The organism is Rhizobium laguerreae, assembly GCF_002008165.1.
Taxonomy (GTDB): Bacteria; Pseudomonadota; Alphaproteobacteria; order Rhizobiales; family Rhizobiaceae; genus Rhizobium; species Rhizobium laguerreae.
The window spans coordinates 155,205-173,765 of the sequence record NZ_MRDM01000008.1; the positions used below are offsets into that span (position 1 = coordinate 155,205).

An 18,561-nucleotide genomic window follows, 5' to 3' on the forward strand; every position below is an offset into this window, starting at 1 on the left:
CAGCCTCGGCTGCGTGTTTCGTCAATCTTGGTCCTGATAGGTCACGCCAAGTGCTGCCAGTGTCCGCCAGTAGGCGGGGAAGGTCTTGCCGACGCAGTCGGGATCGAGAATGGTGATGCCGTCGATCTTCAGCCCGGCGAGTGCGAAACTCATGGCGATGCGGTGATCGGCGAAGCTGTCGATCTCAGCCGGCAGCGTCTGACCGGCGAGAGCAGGATCGGAATGGACGATCAGATCGTCGCCGTCCTCGACGGCTAGGCCTGCGCGGATATTGTTGAGCCCCGTGGACAGGGCGCGGATGCGGTCGCATTCCTTGACTCGCAGATTGGCGATGCCAACGAAGCGGACCGGCGTCTCATTGAAAGCGGCAAGCACCGCGATCGTCGGAACCGCATCCTGCATCTGCGAGCCGTCGATTTCAGCCGGCAGATGCGGGAATTTGGCGATCGCCTCGTAGGCCTTGGCATCCGGCTGGGTGAAGGCATCGTTCGGCACGCCGAGATCGATCCTGCCACCACTCAGCACTTCGGCCGCCCAGAGATAGGTCGCGGCGGATGCATCCGGCTCGATGATGAAATCGGCGGCCCGGTAGCCGGTCGGCTCGACGCGCCAGATGACGGGACTGGTCTTTTCGACCTTGGCGCCGAAGGCCTTCATCGCCGCCGTCGTGAGATCGATATAGCCAAGCGCGCCGATATCCTCACCGACGAGTTCGATATCGACAGGACGGTCGCCGCCGGCCGCCATCATCAGCAGCGCCGAAACATATTGGCTGGACAGGCCGCCATCGATCAGGATTCGGTCGGCCTCAAAGCGGCCGGTGCCCCTGACGGTGACCGGCGGGCAGCCAGTCTCGGCGGTGACGTCGATGCCGAGCGTGCGCATCGCCTCGACCAGCGGGCCGATCGGGCGCTTGCGCATATGCTCGTCGCCATCGACGATGACGGTGCCGTCGACCAAAGCCGCAGCCGCCGTCAGGAAGCGGGTCGCCGTGCCGGCATTGCCGAGGAAGAGCGGCGCTTTCGGCGCCAGCAGCCTGCCGCTGCCGGTGACGACGAAGCTGGTATCGTCAGGCTCGTCGATCGCAACACCCATGGCGCGCAGCGCTTCGGCCATATAACGCGTATCGTCGCTCTTCAGCGCCCCGGTCAGCCGGCTCGTTCCCTTTGCAAGACCGGCGAGCAGAAGCGCGCGATTGGTAATCGACTTGGAGCCCGGCGGCATGGCGCGGCCCGAAAGCGGCCTGCCCGGCGGGATGATCGTGAGTTTGGCTGTGCGTGTCATGCTGTTCTTCCGTCCATAGGGCGACCCTGAAGCGCTTGCCGCGCTTTAGGTCTTTGGTTTTGCGCATGTCGTTATCGCAAAACCGCTGCACACTTTTGCGCGACATGCTCTAGCCGGCCGCGATCTGCCCTTGCTCTTAATCGCTTTCTCGCAAAGGCAAAATGCCGGATCGTCAGAATTTCACGGTGGGAACGGCGCGGTCGGCCTCGTTGGTGATTTCGAAATATTCCCGCTTGGCAAAACCGAACTGGCCGGCGACGAGATTGGACGGAAAACTTTCGACCTTGACGTTCAGGTCGCGGGCGGCACCGTTGTAATAACGCCGCGCCATCTGCAGCTCGCCTTCCATGGTTTCCAGCGAGGCCTGCAGCTCGGCAAAATTCTCATTGGCCTTAAGATCCGGGTAGGCCTCGGCGAGCGCGATGACCCGGCCGAGCGCCTGGCCAAGCAGCCCTTCCGCCTGCGCCCTGCCCGCGACATCGCCTGATGGCACGGCCTGCGCCTTGTTGCGGAGCTCAACCACCTCTTCGAGCGTCGACTTTTCATGGGCGGCATAACCCTTGACCGTCTCGATCAGGTTCGGGATCAGGTCGGCGCGGCGCTTGAGTTGGACGTCGATGCCCGACCAGGCTTCTTCCGCCATCTGCCGCGCGCGAACCAGGCCGTTGTAGACGAAGACGAGATAGAGCGCGACCAGAACGATGACGCCAAGCGCAATATACATCGCGAATCCCCCGCAGCGAAGTAAAGTTGAGGCGGAGACTAAGCGGTTTTGCCGGCTGCCGTCAAACGCCGATATCCGTGAGGATTCGGGGTGCCCGACCAGCCGTTTATATGGACGATACGGCTGGCGAGCTGTTGCGTTATGCCGCTTCTTTGCCCAGGTTGACGCCGCCGGCGTCGGTCAGCAGGAAGGCTTCGCCACAGGCCTTGGCGAGCGTACGCACGCGCAGGATGTAGCTCTGGCGCTCGGTAACCGAGATGACGCCGCGGGCATCAAGCAGGTTGAAGACATGGCTTGCCTTGATGCACTGGTCATAGGCCGGGAAGACGCATTTGTGCAGGCGCTGGTTGGCATTGTCGCCGGGGGCTCCGGCATCGAGCAGCGCCCGGCATTCCTTCTCGGCATCGACGAAATGGCGATGCAGCATCTCGGTATTGGCGAATTCGAAATTGTGGCGCGAATATTCCTGCTCGGCCTGCAGGAAGACGTCGCCATAGCTGATCTTCTCGTCGCCGTCGCGGCCGTTGAAGTTCAGATCATAGACATTGTCGACGCCCTGGACATACATGGCGAGGCGTTCGAGGCCATAGGTCAGTTCGCCTGCGACCGGCGAGCATTCGATGCCGCAGACCTGCTGGAAATAGGTGAACTGCGAGACTTCCATGCCATCGCACCAGCATTCCCAGCCGAGGCCCCAGGCGCCGAGTGTGGGGCTTTCCCAGTCGTCTTCGACGAAGCGGATGTCGTGCAGAAGCGGATCGAGACCGATCGCCGCCAGCGAGCCGAGATAGAGCTCCTGCAGATTGGCAGGGTTTGGCTTCAGGATGACCTGGTACTGGTAATAATGCTGCAGGCGGTTGGGGTTTTCGCCATAGCGGCCGTCGGACGGGCGCCGCGACGGCTGGACATAGGCCGCCTTCCACGGTTTCGGGCCGAGGGCGCGCAGCGTGGTGGCCGGGTGGAAGGTGCCAGCGCCGACTTCCATGTCATAGGGCTGCAGCACCGCGCAACCCTTGTCCGCCCAGTAGTTATGCAGGGTCAGGATCAGCGCCTGGAAGGAGCGCTTCGGGTTCATATGGTCTGGAATAGCTGACATCGAACGGCACCGATTGCTTGGGATTTATCGGCGCGACAGGTGCCATGGAGGGCGGCGGGGGTCAAGACGTTTGCGGCGGACAGCCGGCGAAAGCCGATATGGAAGAGGACTTAGCCGCCCCTCCCCTAACCCTTGTGGCGGCGTGCAGCGGGGAATACCCCGGAATTATGCAGCAAATGCCACCAACGACCGCTTTCTGCCTGGCCCCTAGCGGTCGCTTCTCTCGATAGTCGAGCGTCTACATTGGGGGATAGCAGTCACTTGCTGAATCCCGTCACCTTCACGTCCACCCTTGACGTCTTTAGGACAATCGTCCTAAAGAGCTTTGTAGGGCAATTGCCCTACGCGGTGAGCGATGGCGATGGAGAACCGGGCACTTGGGGGCAGCGACCACACGACTGCAGATTGTTGAGGCTGCAGACAGGCTTTTTTATGAGCGGGGATTCGAGGCGACGTCCTTCGCCGACATTGCGGCAGTCGTCGGACTTTCGCGAGGCAATTTCTACTATCACTTCAAGACGAAAGACGAGATTCTCGATGGGGTGATCGCCCAGCGTCTGTCAAAGACCAAGGCGATGCTAGATGCGTGGGAGGCTGGGGCTGAAGCCCCCGGCGAACGGATCAGAAGCTTCATCCACATGCTCATCATGAACCAGACAAAGATCATGGCCTTTGGCTGCCCAGTCGGCACGCTTTGCAACGAACTCGCCAAACTCGACCACACTGCCAAGGACGAGGCGACCAAGCTTTTCACTCTGTTTCGCAATTGGCTTTCGCGCCAGTTTGCCGCACTTGGCCGTGAGACCGATGCCGACGCGCTTGCCATGCACATCCTGATGCGAAGCCAGGGCGTCGCCGCACTCGCGACCGCCTTCCGCGACGAAGCCTTCGTCCGCCGTGAAGTCGACGATATGTGCCTATGGTTGGCAGTGCAGCGACCCAATCTATCCGATCATCCCGAATCCGTTTCCATCCAGAATTACTGAAGGAGGCCCTGTATGTTCGTCGTTACACTTAAATTCTCCGCCAACAAGGCCCGAGCCTCCGCCCTTATGGAAGGGCATAATGCCTGGATCAAACAGGGCTTTGACGATGGTATCTTCCTCCTTACCGGAAGCCTTCAGCAAAGTGCGGGCGGAGCGGTTCTCGCCCACAACACATCCCGCGCCGATCTCGAAATGCGGCTCCAGCAAGATCCTTTCGTTGTGGGGGGTGTCGTAGGCGCAGACATTCTTGAAATTGCACCGGGCCGCACCGACGACCGCTTGGCCTTTCTTAGGGCGTGAGAAAGTGAGCGCGACGATCTTCGGCCCGGATGGGCAGCCGCGTTGCCGCTGGTGCGCAGCCGCTCCGGAGTTCATGCCCTATCACGACACCGAGTGGGGCTTCCCGGTAGATGATGATCACCGTTTATTTGAGAAGCTCTGCCTCGAAGGCTTCCAGTCCGGTTTGAGCTGGCGCACTATCCTGTCCAAGCGCGAGAATTTTCGGGCTGCCTTTCTCGGTTTCGACTTTGACCGCATCGCGAAATTCACGGAGGCCGACATTATGCGCCTGCTCCGGGACGATGGCATCGTGCGCCATCGCGGTAAGATCGCGGCGGTCATAAACAACGCGCAGCGTGCCCAGGAACTAGTGAAGCAGGAGGGGTCGCTCGCCGCCTATGTCTGGCGCTTCGAACCGAAGGCGACAGAGCTTGCTGCTCCGCAGACTGCATCCACCTCAGCCGCGTCCATCGCCATGTCGAAAGACCTGAAGAAGCGCGGCTGGTCATTTGTCGGCCCCACCACAGTCTATGCTTTCATGCAGGCAATGGGACTGATCAATGATCACGCCGAAGGCTGCGTATTCCGAGACAGGGCCGAGGCGGCTAGAACAGGATGATTTCAGGCCGGGTCGGCCTGAAATCTGAATCCTGTTCTAAATTAAATGGTTAGAGCATGATGTCGTCCGAAAACCGCTCACACTTTTCGGCATCATGCTCTAGAGCTGCATTCCAGCGTTCCAGGGCCGCCAACCGGACTTAAACCTCGCCGGTATATTCACCTCGTGCCGGGTAGTCGTTTTTGATGACGAAATCCAAAGCTTGCACCATCTCGACGAAATTTGGTCGTGCGAATGGCATGGATTGCACCGAGAGCCAATAGACCGTTTGATCCGGCTTGATCAGGAAGACCCCCGGCTCGGAAAACAGTTCGGGCTCCTCGATGCCGATTGAGGTTTTTCCGCGCGAGGATGAAATGTAGAGGCCCCATTGCCGTGCCACGCTTAAAGGCAGACCGAAGCCGATACGCAAGTGCTCAGCACCAATCTTATCGGCCATTTGCCGGGCGCGGTCTTCCCCGTCAGAGCTTATGGCGATTGTACTGACTCCGCGCTCGTCGAAGGATAGCGTCATCCGCTCCAGCTCCTTGAGATAGATTCCGCAGACCGGGCAGTGGAGACCACGGTAAAAGCACACGAGCGTCATAAGCGATGGCTTTTCGCGGGTGAGATCGAACTCTCCGTGCTGGAGGGTTTTGACGGTCAAATGAGGGGCCAGTGTTCTCGGGACTAACATCGATCAACTCCGCTTGTATGACGCTTCCGACGCCCAAGTTGACGTTGGTGCTTCAATATTCCATAGTCAGGGCCGTCAATGGTCCTGAAAGTATGATCAAGAATCCGAAACTCCTTCCGAAAGTGGATCGCCTCTCAGCCTTCTTCGACACGTTCGAGCTGAAAGCCTCGCTAGAACCGACGCGGGCCAACGACAGACAAGCGAGGCTATTTGTAATCGGCGAACCGGGGGGACGTGCGGAAAAGATCATCCTTTGCCTACGCGGCGACACGATCCCTGAACCGCCAGCTTTGGTAACAGCAACGGTCGATTTCGAGGGGGTACACAACCCGCTCTTGAACGCGCTGCCGGATCAAGTTCTGGTCGAAATCAACGACATTCCAACCCTTCGGGACACGACAGCCGCTTTCCTGGCGGAGGCCTTGGAATCCCGTTGCGGGCGCAGCGCGGCCCTCAACCGCCTCTGCGAAGTGATGGTTTTGCTTATTCTGCGGACAGCGATCGACCGCGGTGCAACCGGACCTGGCTTACTGGCAGGCCTGTCCCACCCCTCATTACACCGGACATTAGTCGCTATGCATGATGCTCCGACTCGCGCTTGGAACATCGAAGACCTTGCTGCGGAGGCCGGGATGTCACGAAGCCATTTTATGGCTCTTTTTCGCGACGTGGTTGGCACAACGCCCCAGGCTTACCTGACGGGATGGCGCTTGGTCATTGGCCGACGGAAGCTGTCCAAAGGGGCGACGGTGAAGACGGTGGCACGGCAAGTCGGCTTCGGCAGTGCCGCAGCATTCTCCCGCGCCTACTTTCGGAAATTTGGGGACTGGCCATCTCTCGGGAGGCAGGTTTCGATGCAGGCCACAGAACATGGATCGTAGCCTCCTCGAGCGACTGCTTCGGGTCATTCCAGCCGCTGATCGGAAATCTTCAACCGTCCGCTTCTGGGGCGCAAAGCTGCCAACACCGCATCGTTATCGGTTGGTGGCATCTGCCCCATAATTCCGGAATACCCCTCTGCCCTGCCGGGCATCTCCCCCATAGGTGGGGAGATCGGCAAGTGGCTAGGGTTTCCCCAAATAACGAAGCGCCTGCGCGGAGCAGTCCTGAAAGCCGAGACATTTCCCCATGCCGATCTCCCCCCTAGTGGGGGAGATGTCCGGCAGGACAGAGGGGGTTCCAAGCCCGCCCTACGCTGCGTACTGCGGAGCCGCTGCCGGATGAGAGGCAGATGAGTTAAGAGGCCTCTTATTCTCCCTCGCGCTTCAGCCGGTATTCCCCCGTCTCCGGGTCCTTGACCAGCGTGCCGATCGCGCCGGTCTGGCGCTCCTTTTCAGCGCGGCGCGACTTTTCGGCGAGCTTGCGGGCATCGGAGACGAAGCGGCGGTAGAGCCACCAGGCTGAGAAAACCAGGACCAGGATCGTAATAAGCTGTGCCATGCCCCTCTCTTGCTCCTCTCAAAGCCCGAACCGGCTCCACAATGCTCTCTCTTCCGCCGCTTCGACAAGCCCCGTCGCGAGACCGGATGCGGCACCTTCGAGTGTCACAGGAGATACACCGGGAATCCGGCGGCCGAACAGGCCGCGGCCGGCGGAGACGAGCTCCAGCTTGGTCTTCTGACCGTAGCGCCGCTTCAGTTCCTGGCGCATGTCGCCGAGGCCGTCGATCAGGCCGAGTTCAAGGCCGCGCGTGCCACTCCAGAACAGGCCGGAAAACACCGCCGCATCGTCCCTCAGCTTGCCGGCGCGCCGCTCGCGCACCATGGAGATGAAGACCTGGTGGATTTCGAGCTGCAGGCTCTTCAGGTACTCGATGTCCTTTTCCTTTTCCGGCTGAAAAGGATCGAGGATCACCTTGTTTTCGCCCGCCGTATAGACCCGGCGTTCGACGCCGATCTTCTTCAAGAGCTCGGGAAAGCCGAAACCGCCGGAGACGACGCCGATCGAGCCGACGATAGAGGTGGCGTCGGCGATGATCTCGTCGCCGGCGAGCGCGATCATGTAACCGCCCGAGGCGGCGACATCTTCGACGAAGACCAGAACCTTCTTCTGCTTCTCGCGGGCGAGCTCGCGAATGCGGGTGAAGATCAGGCGCGACTGCACGGGCGAGCCGCCCGGCGAATTGATGGAGATGGCGACTGCCGGTGCGTCCTTCATGGCGAAGGCTTTTTCCAGAACCGGAGAGACATTGGCAAGGTTGAGGGTCGGCCGGAACTGGCCACCGCCACTGATGATCGTCCCCTGCAGGCGAACGACCGGAATGGTGATGCCGTCCTTGCGGAACCGTTTCGGCATCAGTTTTCTCAACAATCCGGCCATTTCCCATCCTTCGCTTCGGGTCGCACGATCGTCACCCATGTATGCGCTGGAACGGCAAACGCAATGGCTGCGTTCTTGAAAACGTTGGGCCTGAGAACATCGGGTGTGAATTTGTTGTTGCGAATGACTTGCATTATCATTCTAACTCGTCATAGTGCGTGCACGATAAAACAGGTGGAAATCGCATGGACGTGCTCAATCCGAATACAAAGAGCGGCTGGCGGCACGAACGCGGAGAAGCGTCGCTGTCGGATGTCTACCGCACCGTCGGAACCGGGCGTCACAGCTCGATGTGGCGAAGGGCGGCGGCCTTCGCCGGGCCGGGCTACATGGTCGCCGTCGGCTACATGGACCCCGGCAACTGGGCGACCTCGCTCGCCGGCGGCTCGAAATTCGGCTATGCGCTGCTCACCGTCGCGCTGCTTTCCAACCTGATGGCGATCGTGCTGCAATCGCTCTGCGCGCGCCTGGCGATCGCCTCCGGCCGCGACCTCGCGCAGGCCTGCCGCGACGCCTTTCCGAAATATGTCTCGCTGCCGCTCTGGGCCTTTGCGGAAATCGCCATCATCGCCACCGATATCGCCGAGGTGATTGGCACGGCGATCGGCCTCAACCTGTTGATGGGCATCCCGCTCGAACTCGGCGTGCTGATCACCGCGCTCGACGTCTTCGTCATCCTCTTCCTGCAGAAGCTCGGTTTCCGCTGGGTGGAAGCCTTCATCATCGCGCTGCTCGGCGTCATCGCGGTCTGCTTCGGCGTGCAGATCCTGCTGGCCGACCCGCAATGGGGCGCGGTTCTCACCGGCTTCTTCCCGACGACCGAGATCGTCACCAATCCCGAGATGCTCTACCTGGCGCTCGGCATTCTCGGCGCGACCGTCATGCCGCACAATCTCTACCTCCACTCCGGCATCGTGCAGACGCGGGCCTATGGCCATACGGTTCCCGAAAAGAGGGAGGCGCTGACCTTTGCGACGATCGACTCGACGGTCGCGCTCTGTTTCGCGCTGCTGATCAATGCCTCGATCCTGATCCTGGCGGCCGCCGCCTTCAATGCGCACGGCAGGACCGACGTCGTCGAACTCGGCGATGCCTATTCGCTGCTGTCGCCGCTGCTCGGTCTCGCCATCGCGCCGACGCTGTTCGGCATCGCGCTTCTGTGCTGCGGTCTCAACTCGACGGTAACGGCAACGCTTGCCGGCCAGATCGTCATGGAAGGCTTCCTCAAGATCCGGCTGAGGCCGTGGGTGCGCCGGCTGATTACCCGTGCCATCGCCATCGTGCCGGCAGCGATCGTCACCATCTGGTATGGCGACCAGGGCACGGCGGAGCTGTTGATCCTCACCCAGGTGGTGCTCAGCCTGCAGCTTTCCTTCGCCGTCTTCCCGCTTGTCATGTTTACCGCCAACAAGGCCAAGATGGGCGAGCTCGTGGCGCCGCGCTGGCTGAGTGGTGTCGCCTATCTGATCGCGATCGTGATTGCCGGGCTGAACGTCAAGCTGCTCCTCGACTTCGTCACCGGCTGAAGCATTTTCAGGAAAAGTCTGAAGCCAGCCTAAAGCCTGGCATAGGCCGCCCGGCCATTGTTGAAATCATCGACGAGAGGGGAGAACTTGTGGCTCCCCTCTTCGTGCATGATGAGGGCCGCACGCAGCGATAGCCGCGCCCGCGATCCCTTGATCGCTGTCACCAGGATCCGCACGGCATTTTCGCCCGGGCGCGGATGGATGGCGGTGATCTCGATGCCGCCGAAGCGCCGGCCGCAGGCCGTGATGATCTCGGCGATCGATTGCGGCCGGGCGATCAGCGACAATTGCCCGCCTGATATCATGATGGCGCCCGCCGTACGGATCCAGCTTTCGAACAGGCCGTCGGTCATCGCATGGGCTTCGGCCTTCAGCGCATCCGGCGTGCGCCGGTCGCCGGCGTCATTGAACGGCGGGTTCATGATGACGTGGTGGAAGCTCTCATCGGTGAGCCCCGCATCGTTGCGCGCCTTGGCGGTCAGCGTCACATCGGCCTCGACGACGCTGACGCGGCCGGCGATATGGGCATTGTCGGGCAAGAGGATGCTGCGGCGGGCATAATCGGCCATCTCGGCCGAGCGTTCGAAAAGCACCACTTCTGCATCGGCAAGGCGCGAGGCGACGGCAAGGCCGGCAGCGCCCGCGCCGGCGCCGAGATCGGCAACCCTGACCGGACGATCGTCGGCGACCAGAGCCGCAAGCAGCATCGCATCCATGCCGGAGCGATGGCCCCTGCCCTTCGGCTGCACCACATGGAAGCCGCCGCGATGAAAGGCATCGACAGTGTCAGTGGCGGTCATCGGAGCTCACTTCCGCTCGCGCAGCTCGCCGCCGAGACCGGCATCGGTGAGGATGCGGCGCGCCTGATCGGCCATCTCCTCATCCACCAGCAGGCGGCGCGACAGCATGCCGAGCGAGCCTTCGAGCACGCTCATGCCCTGATCGGCGATGAAGCAGTGAATCCCGGCATCCTTCATCAAACTCTCGGCATAGGAGAGAAGAACGGGGTCGTTGGCGCGGATAAGCTCATGCATTTGCCGTCGTTTTCCTTTCAATTTCGCTCAGCGCGACAATTCACCCCTTGCCGCGTCCATCGCCCCTTTCTATTGTCAGGTGCAATGAATGAATAGGAGTCCGGGTCGTTGGGCGTGGTCATACCGCTTGAAGAAAGCAAAAACAAACTGGCATCCATAAAGCCGCTGGTCGATCTCACCAGGGCGGATATGGAGCGAGTAAACCAGCTCATTCTCTCCAAGGCCGGCTCCGACGTGCAGATGATCCCCGAAGTGGCGAACCATCTGATCTCGTCCGGCGGCAAGCGGCTGCGGCCGATGCTGACGCTGGCTTCCGCATCGCTGTTCGACTACCGGGGCGAAAATCACGTCAAGCTCGCCACATCGGTCGAGTTCATGCACACGGCAACGCTACTGCATGACGATGTCGTCGACGAAAGCGATCTGCGCCGCGGCAAATCGACGGCGCGGATGATCTGGGGCAACCAGGCAAGCGTGCTGGTCGGCGATTTCCTGCTCGGCCAGGCCTTCCGCATGATGGTCGATGTCGGCTCGCTCGATGCGCTGGACGTCTTGTCTTCAGCCGCCTGCGTGATCGCCGAAGGCGAAGTGCTGCAGCTTTCCGTCGCCAAGAACATGGAGACGACGGAGGACGATTATCTCTCGGTCATCCGCGCCAAGACGGCCGCTCTCTTTGCCGCCGCCGCCGAAGTCGGGCCGATCGTCGCCAAGGCCGGCCGGTCCGGCCGCAATGCGCTGAAATCCTACGGCATGAATCTCGGGCTCGCCTTCCAGCTGGTCGACGACGCGCTCGACTACGGCGGCAAGGCCGCCGATCTTGGCAAGAATGTCGGCGACGATTTCCGCGAGGGCAAGATCACCCTGCCGGTCATTCTCGCCTATCGCCGCGGCACTGAGGATGAGCGCGCCTTCTGGCGCGATGCAATCGAGGCCGGCAACAGCACCGACGCCAACCTCGAAAAAGCGCTGGGACTGATCACCAAATACGGCACGCTCGGCGACACGATCGGCCGCGCGATCCATTACGGCACGATCGCGCGCGATGCGCTTGCGCCCCTTCCCGATACGGTCTGGAAATCCGCCCTGATGGAAGTGATCGACTTCTGCATCGAGCGCGTCAATTGATCAAACGTCCTTGATCGCAGGCTGATTTTCTTGCAGCGCCGCTTCAAAAAAGCCATCCTGTTATGAATCAGTGATCGCAACTGGTTTTGCGGCCGGCGGCATTTGTCGGGACGCTGTCGAAGAAAGGTTTCCTAATGCGGCAGAGAATTGCCATCCGTCTTCTTACGAGCGCAGCGCTGGCCGCTGTCCTTTCGCTCAGCGGTGTCGGCGGCGCGAACGCCGAGGATGCGGCCAAGACAGACGATTCCGGCACGGCCGTTCACTTCGATGCGGACAGCGTCACCACTTTCTCCGGCGCCTTTCTCGCCGCGCGCACCGCCGATGTCGATCATGACTATCAAACGGCGATCGAACTCTACAAGAAGGCGCTGCAGATCGAGCCCGGCAATCCAGAGATTCGCCAGCGGCTGATGATCTCGCTGCTCCTCAATGGCGATATCAAGGACGGCGTCAAATATGCCAATGACCTGAAGGGCGATCCTTCCGTCGAGCGTATCACCACGATCGTGCGCGGCATGGATGCCGTGCGCCGCGACGACTACAAGTCCGCCGAGGCCATCCTGAAATATAAGGGGCCAAACGATCTCGACCGGATGATGAACGACCTGCTGCTCGCATGGGCCCGCGTCGGCGCCGGCCGCGGCAAGGAAGCGCTCACGATGGTCGAGAAGATGAAGGGGCCGGACTGGTTCCGCATCTTCCAGAATTACAATGCCGGCGCGATCGCCATCGCCATCGGCGACGTGAAATCCGCCCGAAAGCATCTGAACGACGCCGTGCTCGACAAGGAGGGAGGCGCAACGGCGCCCGACACCTTCATGCGCGCCGTGATGGCGCTTGCACGCCTCGAAGCAACACAAGGCAATAAACAGAAGGCGCTCGACGCCGTTTCCGTCGGCGACAACCTATTGCCGAACTATGCGCCGCTGAACGCGCTGCGCGACAGTATCGAAAAGAACGAGAAGCAGGAGCAGCAGGTCAAGACGGCCGAAGAAGGTGCCGCCGGCGTGCTCTTCTCGGTCGGCGGCGCGCTAAACCGCGACGGCGCCGAGGACATCGTCTCGCTTTACCTGCAGACGGCCAAGGCCCTCGACCCGAACAGCGCCGATACGCTGGTGCTGCTCGGCGGCATTGCCGAGAAGCAGAACCAGATGGACCGCGCCATCACGCTCTACAAGAAAGTGCCGGAGAATTCGCCGATGCGGCGTATCTCCGAGCTGCAGCTCGGCCTGGCCCTTGCCCAAGGCGGTAAGGTCGACGAGGCCCGCAAGCACCTGCAGGCGCTGATCGCCTCCGATCCGAAGGACATCCGCAGTTACCTGGCCTATGGCAGCGTGCTCTCCGACGCCAAGGACTACCAGGCGATGGCCGCCAATTATGACAAGGCCGTCGAAGTCATCGGCCCCATCCCCGGCCGGGCCAACTGGAGCGTCTTCTTCCAGCGCGGCATTGCCTATGAGCGTCTGAAGAAGTGGGACCAGGCGGAACCGAACTTCCGCAAGGCGCTGGAGCTCAATCCCGACCAGCCGCAGGTGTTGAACTATCTCGGCTATTCCTGGATCGACATGAACCGGAACCTCGACGAAGGTCTCGGCATGATCAAGAAGGCCGTCGATCTTCGCCCTGACGACGGCTACATCATCGATTCGCTTGGCTGGGCCTATTTCCGCCTCAACCGCTTCGAAGATGCCGTCGACGAGTTGGAGCGGGCGGCACAGATCAAGGCCGGCGACGCAACGATCAACGACCATCTCGGCGATGCCTACTGGCGCGTCGGGCGTAAGCTCGAGGCCGTCTACCAGTGGAACCGGGCGCTCGCCTCCGAGCCCGAAGCTGCCGAGATCCCGAAGATCAAGGACAAGGTCGCCAACGGCCTGCCTCCCGTCAGCGACGATGCCAAGGCAGCCGACAAGAAGCAGCCGGATCCGGCGCCCGTCATCCCGCCGCCGGTCGACAAAAAATCCTGACGGGCAGGAGGCATGCCTGAAAGGACTTGGCCGGATACAGGTCAAAGAAATAGAGCATGATGTCGTCCGAAAACCGCTCACACTTTTCGGCATCATGCACTAGCGTTTCCGAGGAGGCGCGCGCGAAAATCAACCTGGCCCTGCATGTGACGGGCCAGCGGCCGGACGGCTATCATCTGCTCGATATGCTGGTGACCTTCGCAGATCATGGCGACCGGCTGGACTTCATGCGGTCGCCGGCCGATGCATTCACCCTGTCGGGCCGTTTCGGCGAGATACTTGCCGGCGACAGCGGCACCAACCTGGTGCTGAAGGCCCGCGACCTCCTGCGCGAGGCGATCGGTCCCCTCGCCTTTCCCGTCCGCATTCATCTCGAAAAGAACCTGCCGGTTGCCTCCGGCATCGGCGGCGGCTCGGCCGATGCAGCCGCGACGCTGCGCGGGCTGATGCGGCTCTGGGGCACGACATTATCGGCGGAGACGCTTGCCGCGCTGGCGCTGAAGCTCGGCGCCGACGTGCCGATGTGCCTGGAGAGCCGGCCGCTGATTGCCCGCGGCATCGGCGAAAAGATCGAAGCTGTGCCTGATCTGCCGGCCTTTGCCATGGTGCTCGCCAATCCGCTGAAGGGCGTCTCGACGCCTGAGGTTTTCCGCCGGCTGGCGACAAAGAACAATCCGGCCCTGAGCCTGGCACCGAGCCCGCCTCAGACTGCCGACTGGCTCGCGGCAATTGCTGCTGCCCGCAACGACCTGGAGCCGCCGGCGCGCGAACTCGTGCCCGAGATTTCGGAGATCTCGGCGATGCTGCAAGCTCACGGCGCCCTTTTGACCCGCATGTCCGGTTCCGGCGCCACCTGTTTCGGCATCTTTGCGAGCATGACTGTTGCCGAAGATGCGGCGGCAGCTCTTCACGACGAGTGCCCTGGCTGGTATTTCCAGGCGACGGAAACGGGTTCGGGAGGCGCATGATGGCAGGTCTGGACGAAAAGCGGCCCTTCATCGCGGTCGGCATTGCGGTTCTCACGATCTCGGATACCCGCACGCCGGAGACGGACAAGTCAGGCGACACGCTGGCGGCGCGGATCACCAAGGCAGGTCACAGGCTGGTCGACCGGGGGATCGTGCCCGATGATCGCCAAAAGATTGCCGCACGGGTGAAGGCCTGGACTGAGAGAGAAGACATAGACGTCGTCATCACCACGGGCGGCACCGGCTTTACCGGTCGCGATGTGACGCCCGAAGCGCTGGAACCTTTGTTCGAAAAGCGGATGGACGGCTTTTCCGCCATCTTCCACCGGATCTCCTACGAGAAGATCGGCACGGCGACGATCCAGTCGCGCGCCACGGCAGGTGTTGCCAACGCCACCTTCATCTTCGTGCTGCCGGGTTCGCCCGGCGCCTGCCGGGATGCCTGGGACGGCATTTTGAAAGGACAGCTCGACTATCGCAGCGTGCCGTGCAATTTCGTCGAGATCATGCCGCGTCTGGACGAGCACCTGAAACGCGGCGCGACCAAATAGACCGATGTGCCTGCGCTATGTCGCAAGGCCTGGCAGGACGGGCATCGTGTCCCAGCTGTCACCCGACAGCAGGACGCAGCTTATGCCGTGAACATCCGTGACGATGAGTGTCCAGGTGCCGCTTTCGGCGGCATAGACCTCAAGAACGGCGTTCTGGTTGATCAGTCCGACTGCCGTGAGCTTTTCGGCGAAATTCTTGTCCAGGAAATTGACGATTTCGGGTCGGCCTGCGCAACTGCGCATCATCTGCGATGCTGCCGAATGCGGATGCGCGATCACCAATGTCGGCAATATGACGGCCATGAGGCCGTAGATCATACCGCGTACGCCGTAGATCCTACCGCGCGCCATGACGCACCTCCTTTCGCCGGGAACCCGGCAGAAGAGGAGATTGTCGCTGACCTGTTCTGCCGTTCACCGGCATTCCATGGCCATTCCGTTGCGAAGCGAGGCGCTTCGACGGCGCCATGTTTAAATTATAGCGCGAAATCCTATTGGGCGCCATCTTTTGCTCATCGAGAGCGTTGCGGCCCTATCGCGCAGCGCGGGCGACCCAGGACGGAATCAGTTCGCTCGCGAGCTTGCGCGGCTTCTGCCCCTTGACGAATTCGGTCAGCCGCATGCCGCTTTTGGCAATGGCGAGTGCCTGCTTCTTCGGCAGGAGAAAGCCCAGTTCCAGCGGCGGCACGGCTCGGCCGACACGCTGGAAAAACGGGCGCCGGTAGCCGCGCGACGCGGTGAAGCGCGCCGGCAGCTTGTTCAGCGCGACATATTCGGCGATCTCATCGATCCAGCCGGCCTGGGGTCTGGCGCCCGGCTCGACGAAGAGCAGCCATTCGCCGCGCGCTGCGCGGACGATGTCCTTGATATCCCATTGCGAATGGAAGCGGCAGCCGGCGGCGTCGGCCACCCGCGAGGTGCCGTCGCGCGAGCCGTGATCGAGCACGACCACATCGCTCACCAGCCCCTCCACCGCGCCTGCCACCAGTACCGATAAAGTCTGTGCCAGCTCAGATTCCTGATCCTGACATTCGAGAACAACCGTCAACATTGACTATTTATAATGCGCCGCACAAATTTTTGCCAGCGCCGTTTTCCTCATTTTGTTCTTGCATTGTTCTCATTTTGCGGATAGGAATTTAATCAGCAAAACGGGCGAAGGCGATGGCTTTCCGCCGCGGGAGAATCCGATGAGAGAGCAGTCCCTGGCAGGGCAGGCCGCATTCGCGCCTGCCAATACGGCAGATATTGCCGATGCGATGATCGTGTCCTCCGGCCTGAGAGTCGAGGTCGACCGGCGGCGTGGACGTGGGGCGGGACTGAACCCGACGGGTCGGTTCGAGCCATTGCAGCGGGAGACCGTCGACGATGGCTGGCAGACCTGGGAAGAGCTGCCGCCATTCAAGACGGAAGTGCAGGTCGAGAAGCCGCGCACGGCCATCACCCGCAACGAATCGCCGGACCTTTCCTTCGACCGCTCGATCAATCCCTATCGCGGCTGCGAGCACGGATGCATCTATTGTTTCGCCCGGCCGACACACGCCTATATGGGGCTTTCCGCAGGGCTCGATTTCGAGACGAAGCTCTTTGCCAAGCCCGATGCGGTAAAACTGCTGGAGCGGGAGCTCGCCAAGCCGGGCTACAAGGTGCGGGTGATCGCAATCGGCACCAATACCGATCCCTATCAGCCGATCGAGAAGGAATGGCGCATCATGCGCGGCATTCTGGAGGTGTTGAACAAGGCGAACCATCCGGTATCGATCGTCACCAAGTCGGCGATGATCCTGCGTGATCTCGACATTCTGCAGGAGATGGCAGCTAAGAACCTGGTGCGCGTCGGCATCTCGGTGACCACGCTGGATCGCAAGCTTGCCCGGACGATGGAGCCGCGTGCCGCCACACCGCCGCGGCGGCTGGAGACGATCCGCACCCTTGCCGAAGCAGGCATCCAGACGGCAGTCATGGCCGCCCCGCTCATCCCGGCGCTGAACGACCACGAGCTGGAGCGCATCCTCGAATCGGCAAAGGCTGCGGGCGCTGCCGAGGCGAGTTATGTCATCCTCAGACTGCCGCTCGAGGTCAGCCCGCTGTTTCGAGACTGGCTGCTGCAGCATTATCCCGATCGCTACCGGCATGTGATGTCGCTGGTACGCTCGATGCGCGGCGGCAAGGATTACGATGCCGAATTCGGCAAGCGCATGAAGGGCGCCGGTCCCTATGCCTGGCAGATCGCCCGGCGCTTTGAAATGGCCGCCAGACGTTTCGAGCTGACGCGCCGCAGCGTGCCGTTGCGCGACGATCTGTTCGTACCGCCCGATGGCAGCGGCGTGCAGCTATCGCTGCTCTAACAATTTATTTTTTACGCAATTCGGGCAAAATCGCTTCGCGCTTTGCCTGGGGAAAACCGCTTCACACTTTTTCTGGAATTTCCTCTAACCCTTACGCAATTCCGGACGGAAAACCGCTTCGCACTTTTCCTGGAATTGCTTCTAGCTTGCGCATCGGCATCTCGATAAAACCGCCCTGTTTTCGAGCCCCGAGCGCAATTCCCGCGGATGGCCCTGACCGCCACCATCCGCCGGACCGGTCCCCGGCCGCCGCCCTGATCCGGGGACTTGCGGGCAATCGGGTTGGCGTGCGAGGTTCAGCCGCATGAAACCTCGCACGCCACCCGATTCTCCCCTGCTTTTCGACACGGTTCCGCTCGTGCCGGATTTCCGACTGGAACTCAAAGCCCGCAAGGCCGGCCACTGGCCGGTCGCCGGCGCCGATGAGGCAGGCCGCGGGCCGCTGGCGGGACCCGTCGTGGCGGCCGCCGTCATTCTCGATCCGAAGCGCATCCCTGAGGGGCTGAACGATTCCAAGCAGCTTTCGGCGCAACGGCGCGAGGAACTGTTCGTGCAGATTCTGGCGACTGCGACCGTCTCCATCGCCTCCTCCAGTTCGACGCGCATCGACGAGACGGATATCCGCAAGGCAAGCCTCGACGCCATGCGCCGGGCCATCTGCAGCCTCGCCATTCCGGCCAGCTACGTGCTGACCGACGGGCTCGACGTGCCGCCCGGCCTCGACTGCCCCGGACAGGCTGTGGTCAAGGGCGATGCCCGCTCGGTCTCGATCGCCGCCGCCTCGATCGTCGCCAAGGTGACGCGCGACCGGATGATGGCGCGGGCACATCATGTGTTTCCGGATTACGGTTTTGCCGCGCATGTGGGCTACGGCACGGCGCAACACCGCGCCGGCATCGAAAGGCACGGCCCCTGTTCGCTGCACCGGATGAGCTTCAGGCCGCTGCGCAAGACCGAGGACGGACCCGAGACGGACGAGCTGCTTTCGGAATAAGTCATTCAACAGAAAAGCCGGGCAAAAAAAGACTGCCAAAAGAAAAGGCCGGGACATGCCCGGCC

21 protein-coding genes are annotated in these 18,561 nt (G+C 61.7%); 11 read left to right on the forward strand and 10 right to left on the reverse strand.

The features are described from left to right. Positions 1 to 21: 21 nt before the first annotated feature. The 3 genes from BS630_RS05485 to BS630_RS05495 all read right to left on the reverse strand — a co-directional run bounded on the left by BS630_RS05485 (position 22) and on the right by BS630_RS05495 (position 3,104). Complete coding sequence (locus tag BS630_RS05485; RefSeq protein WP_077976581.1) at positions 22 to 1,284, reverse strand: 3-phosphoshikimate 1-carboxyvinyltransferase; 1,263 nt, start codon at positions 1,282 to 1,284, stop codon at positions 22 to 24. Between the two features lie 172 nt (positions 1,285 to 1,456). After that, positions 1,457 to 2,008, reverse strand: a complete 552-nt coding sequence (locus BS630_RS05490) for a LemA family protein (RefSeq protein ID WP_077976582.1) — start codon at positions 2,006 to 2,008, stop codon at positions 1,457 to 1,459. Between the two features lie 139 nt (positions 2,009 to 2,147). Beyond that, positions 2,148 to 3,104, reverse strand: a complete 957-nt coding sequence (locus tag BS630_RS05495; RefSeq protein ID WP_077976583.1) for a glycine--tRNA ligase subunit alpha — start codon at positions 3,102 to 3,104, stop codon at positions 2,148 to 2,150. A 377-nt stretch (positions 3,105 to 3,481) separates the two neighbouring features. On the opposite strand from BS630_RS05495, the gene BS630_RS05500 reads away from it, so the two are divergent. Genes BS630_RS05500 through BS630_RS05510 form a run of 3 tightly spaced genes read left to right on the forward strand, consistent with a single transcriptional unit; the run spans position 3,482 to position 4,988 of the window. Then, positions 3,482 to 4,090 carry a TetR/AcrR family transcriptional regulator gene (locus tag BS630_RS05500; RefSeq protein ID WP_077976584.1) on the forward strand — a complete coding sequence of 203 codons (609 nt, stop codon included), beginning with the start codon at positions 3,482 to 3,484 and terminating at the stop codon, positions 4,088 to 4,090. 12 nt (positions 4,091 to 4,102) lie between these two features. Beyond that, positions 4,103 to 4,390 carry a YciI family protein gene (locus BS630_RS05505; RefSeq protein WP_077976585.1) on the forward strand — a complete coding sequence of 96 codons (288 nt, stop codon included), beginning with the start codon at positions 4,103 to 4,105 and terminating at the stop codon, positions 4,388 to 4,390. A 4-nt stretch (positions 4,391 to 4,394) separates the two neighbouring features. Beyond that, positions 4,395 to 4,988, forward strand: a complete 594-nt coding sequence (locus tag BS630_RS05510) for a DNA-3-methyladenine glycosylase I (RefSeq protein ID WP_077976586.1) — start codon at positions 4,395 to 4,397, stop codon at positions 4,986 to 4,988. 139 nt (positions 4,989 to 5,127) lie between these two features. Here the strand turns inward: BS630_RS05510 and BS630_RS05515 are convergent, their stop codons facing one another. Further along, positions 5,128 to 5,664, reverse strand: a complete 537-nt coding sequence (locus tag BS630_RS05515) for a peroxiredoxin-like family protein (protein ID WP_026264966.1) — start codon at positions 5,662 to 5,664, stop codon at positions 5,128 to 5,130. A 47-nt stretch (positions 5,665 to 5,711) separates the two neighbouring features. On the opposite strand from BS630_RS05515, the gene BS630_RS05520 reads away from it, so the two are divergent. Next, on the forward strand, positions 5,712 to 6,545 hold the full coding sequence (locus BS630_RS05520) for a helix-turn-helix domain-containing protein (RefSeq protein ID WP_231285461.1): 834 nt from the start codon (positions 5,712 to 5,714) through the stop codon (positions 6,543 to 6,545). Between the two features lie 367 nt (positions 6,546 to 6,912). Here the strand turns inward: BS630_RS05520 and BS630_RS05530 are convergent, their stop codons facing one another. Both BS630_RS05530 and BS630_RS05535 read right to left on the reverse strand, forming a co-directional pair. After that, positions 6,913 to 7,104: a membrane protein gene (locus BS630_RS05530; protein ID WP_020048688.1), complete on the reverse strand. Its 192-nt coding sequence runs from the start codon at positions 7,102 to 7,104 to the stop codon at positions 6,913 to 6,915. 18 nt (positions 7,105 to 7,122) lie between these two features. Next, on the reverse strand, positions 7,123 to 7,983 hold the full coding sequence (locus BS630_RS05535) for a S49 family peptidase (protein WP_077976588.1): 861 nt from the start codon (positions 7,981 to 7,983) through the stop codon (positions 7,123 to 7,125). A 185-nt stretch (positions 7,984 to 8,168) separates the two neighbouring features. Here BS630_RS05535 and BS630_RS05540 point away from each other — a divergent pair, with 185 nt between their 5' ends. After that, entirely contained in the window at positions 8,169 to 9,509 is a 1,341-nt protein-coding gene (locus BS630_RS05540; protein ID WP_077976589.1) for an Nramp family divalent metal transporter, read from the forward strand. A gap of 29 nt (positions 9,510 to 9,538) precedes the next feature. Here the strand turns inward: BS630_RS05540 and BS630_RS05545 are convergent, their stop codons facing one another. Together BS630_RS05545 and BS630_RS05550 are read right to left on the reverse strand one after the other, a co-directional pair. Further along, complete coding sequence (locus BS630_RS05545; RefSeq protein ID WP_077976590.1) at positions 9,539 to 10,309, reverse strand: tRNA1(Val) (adenine(37)-N6)-methyltransferase; 771 nt, start codon at positions 10,307 to 10,309, stop codon at positions 9,539 to 9,541. A 6-nt stretch (positions 10,310 to 10,315) separates the two neighbouring features. Then, a complete protein-coding gene (locus BS630_RS05550) occupies positions 10,316 to 10,543 on the reverse strand; it encodes a putative signal transducing protein (RefSeq protein ID WP_003545870.1) in 228 nt (75 codons plus the stop codon). A 108-nt stretch (positions 10,544 to 10,651) separates the two neighbouring features. Between BS630_RS05550 and BS630_RS05555 the strand changes: the two genes are divergently transcribed. The 4 genes from BS630_RS05555 (at position 10,652) to moaB (ending at position 15,154) form a co-directional block, all read left to right on the forward strand. Further along, positions 10,652 to 11,668, forward strand: a complete 1,017-nt coding sequence (locus BS630_RS05555) for a polyprenyl synthetase family protein (RefSeq protein ID WP_077976591.1) — start codon at positions 10,652 to 10,654, stop codon at positions 11,666 to 11,668. 134 nt (positions 11,669 to 11,802) lie between these two features. Beyond that, positions 11,803 to 13,635 carry a tetratricopeptide repeat protein gene (locus BS630_RS05560; RefSeq protein ID WP_077976592.1) on the forward strand — a complete coding sequence of 611 codons (1,833 nt, stop codon included), beginning with the start codon at positions 11,803 to 11,805 and terminating at the stop codon, positions 13,633 to 13,635. A 56-nt stretch (positions 13,636 to 13,691) separates the two neighbouring features. Further along, on the forward strand, positions 13,692 to 14,603 hold the full coding sequence (locus BS630_RS05565) for a 4-(cytidine 5'-diphospho)-2-C-methyl-D-erythritol kinase (protein WP_077976593.1): 912 nt from the start codon (positions 13,692 to 13,694) through the stop codon (positions 14,601 to 14,603). Beyond that, positions 14,603 to 15,154 (forward strand): molybdenum cofactor biosynthesis protein B, encoded by a 552-nt coding sequence (gene moaB / locus BS630_RS05570; RefSeq protein WP_077976698.1) that lies wholly within the window; start codon positions 14,603 to 14,605, stop codon positions 15,152 to 15,154. The genes BS630_RS05565 and moaB overlap by 1 nt, the downstream gene beginning before the upstream one ends. Before the next feature lie 15 nt (positions 15,155 to 15,169). Here the strand turns inward: moaB and BS630_RS05575 are convergent, their stop codons facing one another. Both BS630_RS05575 and BS630_RS05580 read right to left on the reverse strand, forming a co-directional pair. After that, positions 15,170 to 15,505 (reverse strand): hypothetical protein, encoded by a 336-nt coding sequence (locus BS630_RS05575; RefSeq protein ID WP_077976594.1) that lies wholly within the window; start codon positions 15,503 to 15,505, stop codon positions 15,170 to 15,172. A 181-nt stretch (positions 15,506 to 15,686) separates the two neighbouring features. Continuing rightward, entirely contained in the window at positions 15,687 to 16,205 is a 519-nt protein-coding gene (locus tag BS630_RS05580; protein WP_017959187.1) for a glycosyltransferase family 2 protein, read from the reverse strand. Positions 16,206 to 16,344: 139 nt separating this feature from the next. Between BS630_RS05580 and BS630_RS05585 the strand changes: the two genes are divergently transcribed. Continuing rightward, complete coding sequence (locus tag BS630_RS05585) at positions 16,345 to 17,502, forward strand: PA0069 family radical SAM protein (protein WP_077976595.1); 1,158 nt, start codon at positions 16,345 to 16,347, stop codon at positions 17,500 to 17,502. Positions 17,503 to 17,806: 304 nt separating this feature from the next. Next, the gene (locus BS630_RS05590; protein WP_077976596.1) at positions 17,807 to 18,496 is read left to right on the forward strand and encodes a ribonuclease HII; all 690 of its coding nucleotides are present in this window, start codon (positions 17,807 to 17,809) and stop codon (positions 18,494 to 18,496) included. Positions 18,497 to 18,561 lie beyond the last annotated feature (65 nt).

Excerpts from the sequence above, each read along its gene's own strand:
- BS630_RS05485 (WP_077976581.1), bottom strand. The coding sequence starts at position 1,284 with ATGACACGCACAGCCAAACTCACGATCATCCCGCCGGGCAGGCCGCTT.
- BS630_RS05490 (WP_077976582.1), bottom strand. The coding sequence starts at position 2,008 with ATGTATATTGCGCTTGGCGTCATCGTTCTGGTCGCGCTCTATCTCGTC.
- BS630_RS05495 (WP_077976583.1), bottom strand. The coding sequence starts at position 3,104 with ATGTCAGCTATTCCAGACCATATGAACCCGAAGCGCTCCTTCCAGGCG.
- BS630_RS05505 (WP_077976585.1), top strand. The coding sequence starts at position 4,103 with ATGTTCGTCGTTACACTTAAATTCTCCGCCAACAAGGCCCGAGCCTCC.
- BS630_RS05515 (WP_026264966.1), bottom strand. The coding sequence starts at position 5,664 with ATGTTAGTCCCGAGAACACTGGCCCCTCATTTGACCGTCAAAACCCTC.
- BS630_RS05530 (WP_020048688.1), bottom strand. The coding sequence starts at position 7,104 with ATGGCACAGCTTATTACGATCCTGGTCCTGGTTTTCTCAGCCTGGTGG.
- BS630_RS05535 (WP_077976588.1), bottom strand. The coding sequence starts at position 7,983 with ATGGCCGGATTGTTGAGAAAACTGATGCCGAAACGGTTCCGCAAGGAC.
- BS630_RS05540 (WP_077976589.1), top strand. The coding sequence starts at position 8,169 with ATGGACGTGCTCAATCCGAATACAAAGAGCGGCTGGCGGCACGAACGC.
- BS630_RS05545 (WP_077976590.1), bottom strand. The coding sequence starts at position 10,309 with ATGACCGCCACTGACACTGTCGATGCCTTTCATCGCGGCGGCTTCCAT.
- BS630_RS05550 (WP_003545870.1), bottom strand. The coding sequence starts at position 10,543 with ATGCATGAGCTTATCCGCGCCAACGACCCCGTTCTTCTCTCCTATGCC.
- BS630_RS05560 (WP_077976592.1), top strand. The coding sequence starts at position 11,803 with ATGCGGCAGAGAATTGCCATCCGTCTTCTTACGAGCGCAGCGCTGGCC.
- BS630_RS05565 (WP_077976593.1), top strand. The coding sequence starts at position 13,692 with ATGATGTCGTCCGAAAACCGCTCACACTTTTCGGCATCATGCACTAGC.
- moaB (WP_077976698.1), top strand. The coding sequence starts at position 14,603 with ATGGCAGGTCTGGACGAAAAGCGGCCCTTCATCGCGGTCGGCATTGCG.
- BS630_RS05575 (WP_077976594.1), bottom strand. The coding sequence starts at position 15,505 with ATGGCGCGCGGTAGGATCTACGGCGTACGCGGTATGATCTACGGCCTC.
- BS630_RS05580 (WP_017959187.1), bottom strand. The coding sequence starts at position 16,205 with ATGTTGACGGTTGTTCTCGAATGTCAGGATCAGGAATCTGAGCTGGCA.
- BS630_RS05585 (WP_077976595.1), top strand. The coding sequence starts at position 16,345 with ATGAGAGAGCAGTCCCTGGCAGGGCAGGCCGCATTCGCGCCTGCCAAT.
- BS630_RS05590 (WP_077976596.1), top strand. The coding sequence starts at position 17,807 with ATGAAACCTCGCACGCCACCCGATTCTCCCCTGCTTTTCGACACGGTT.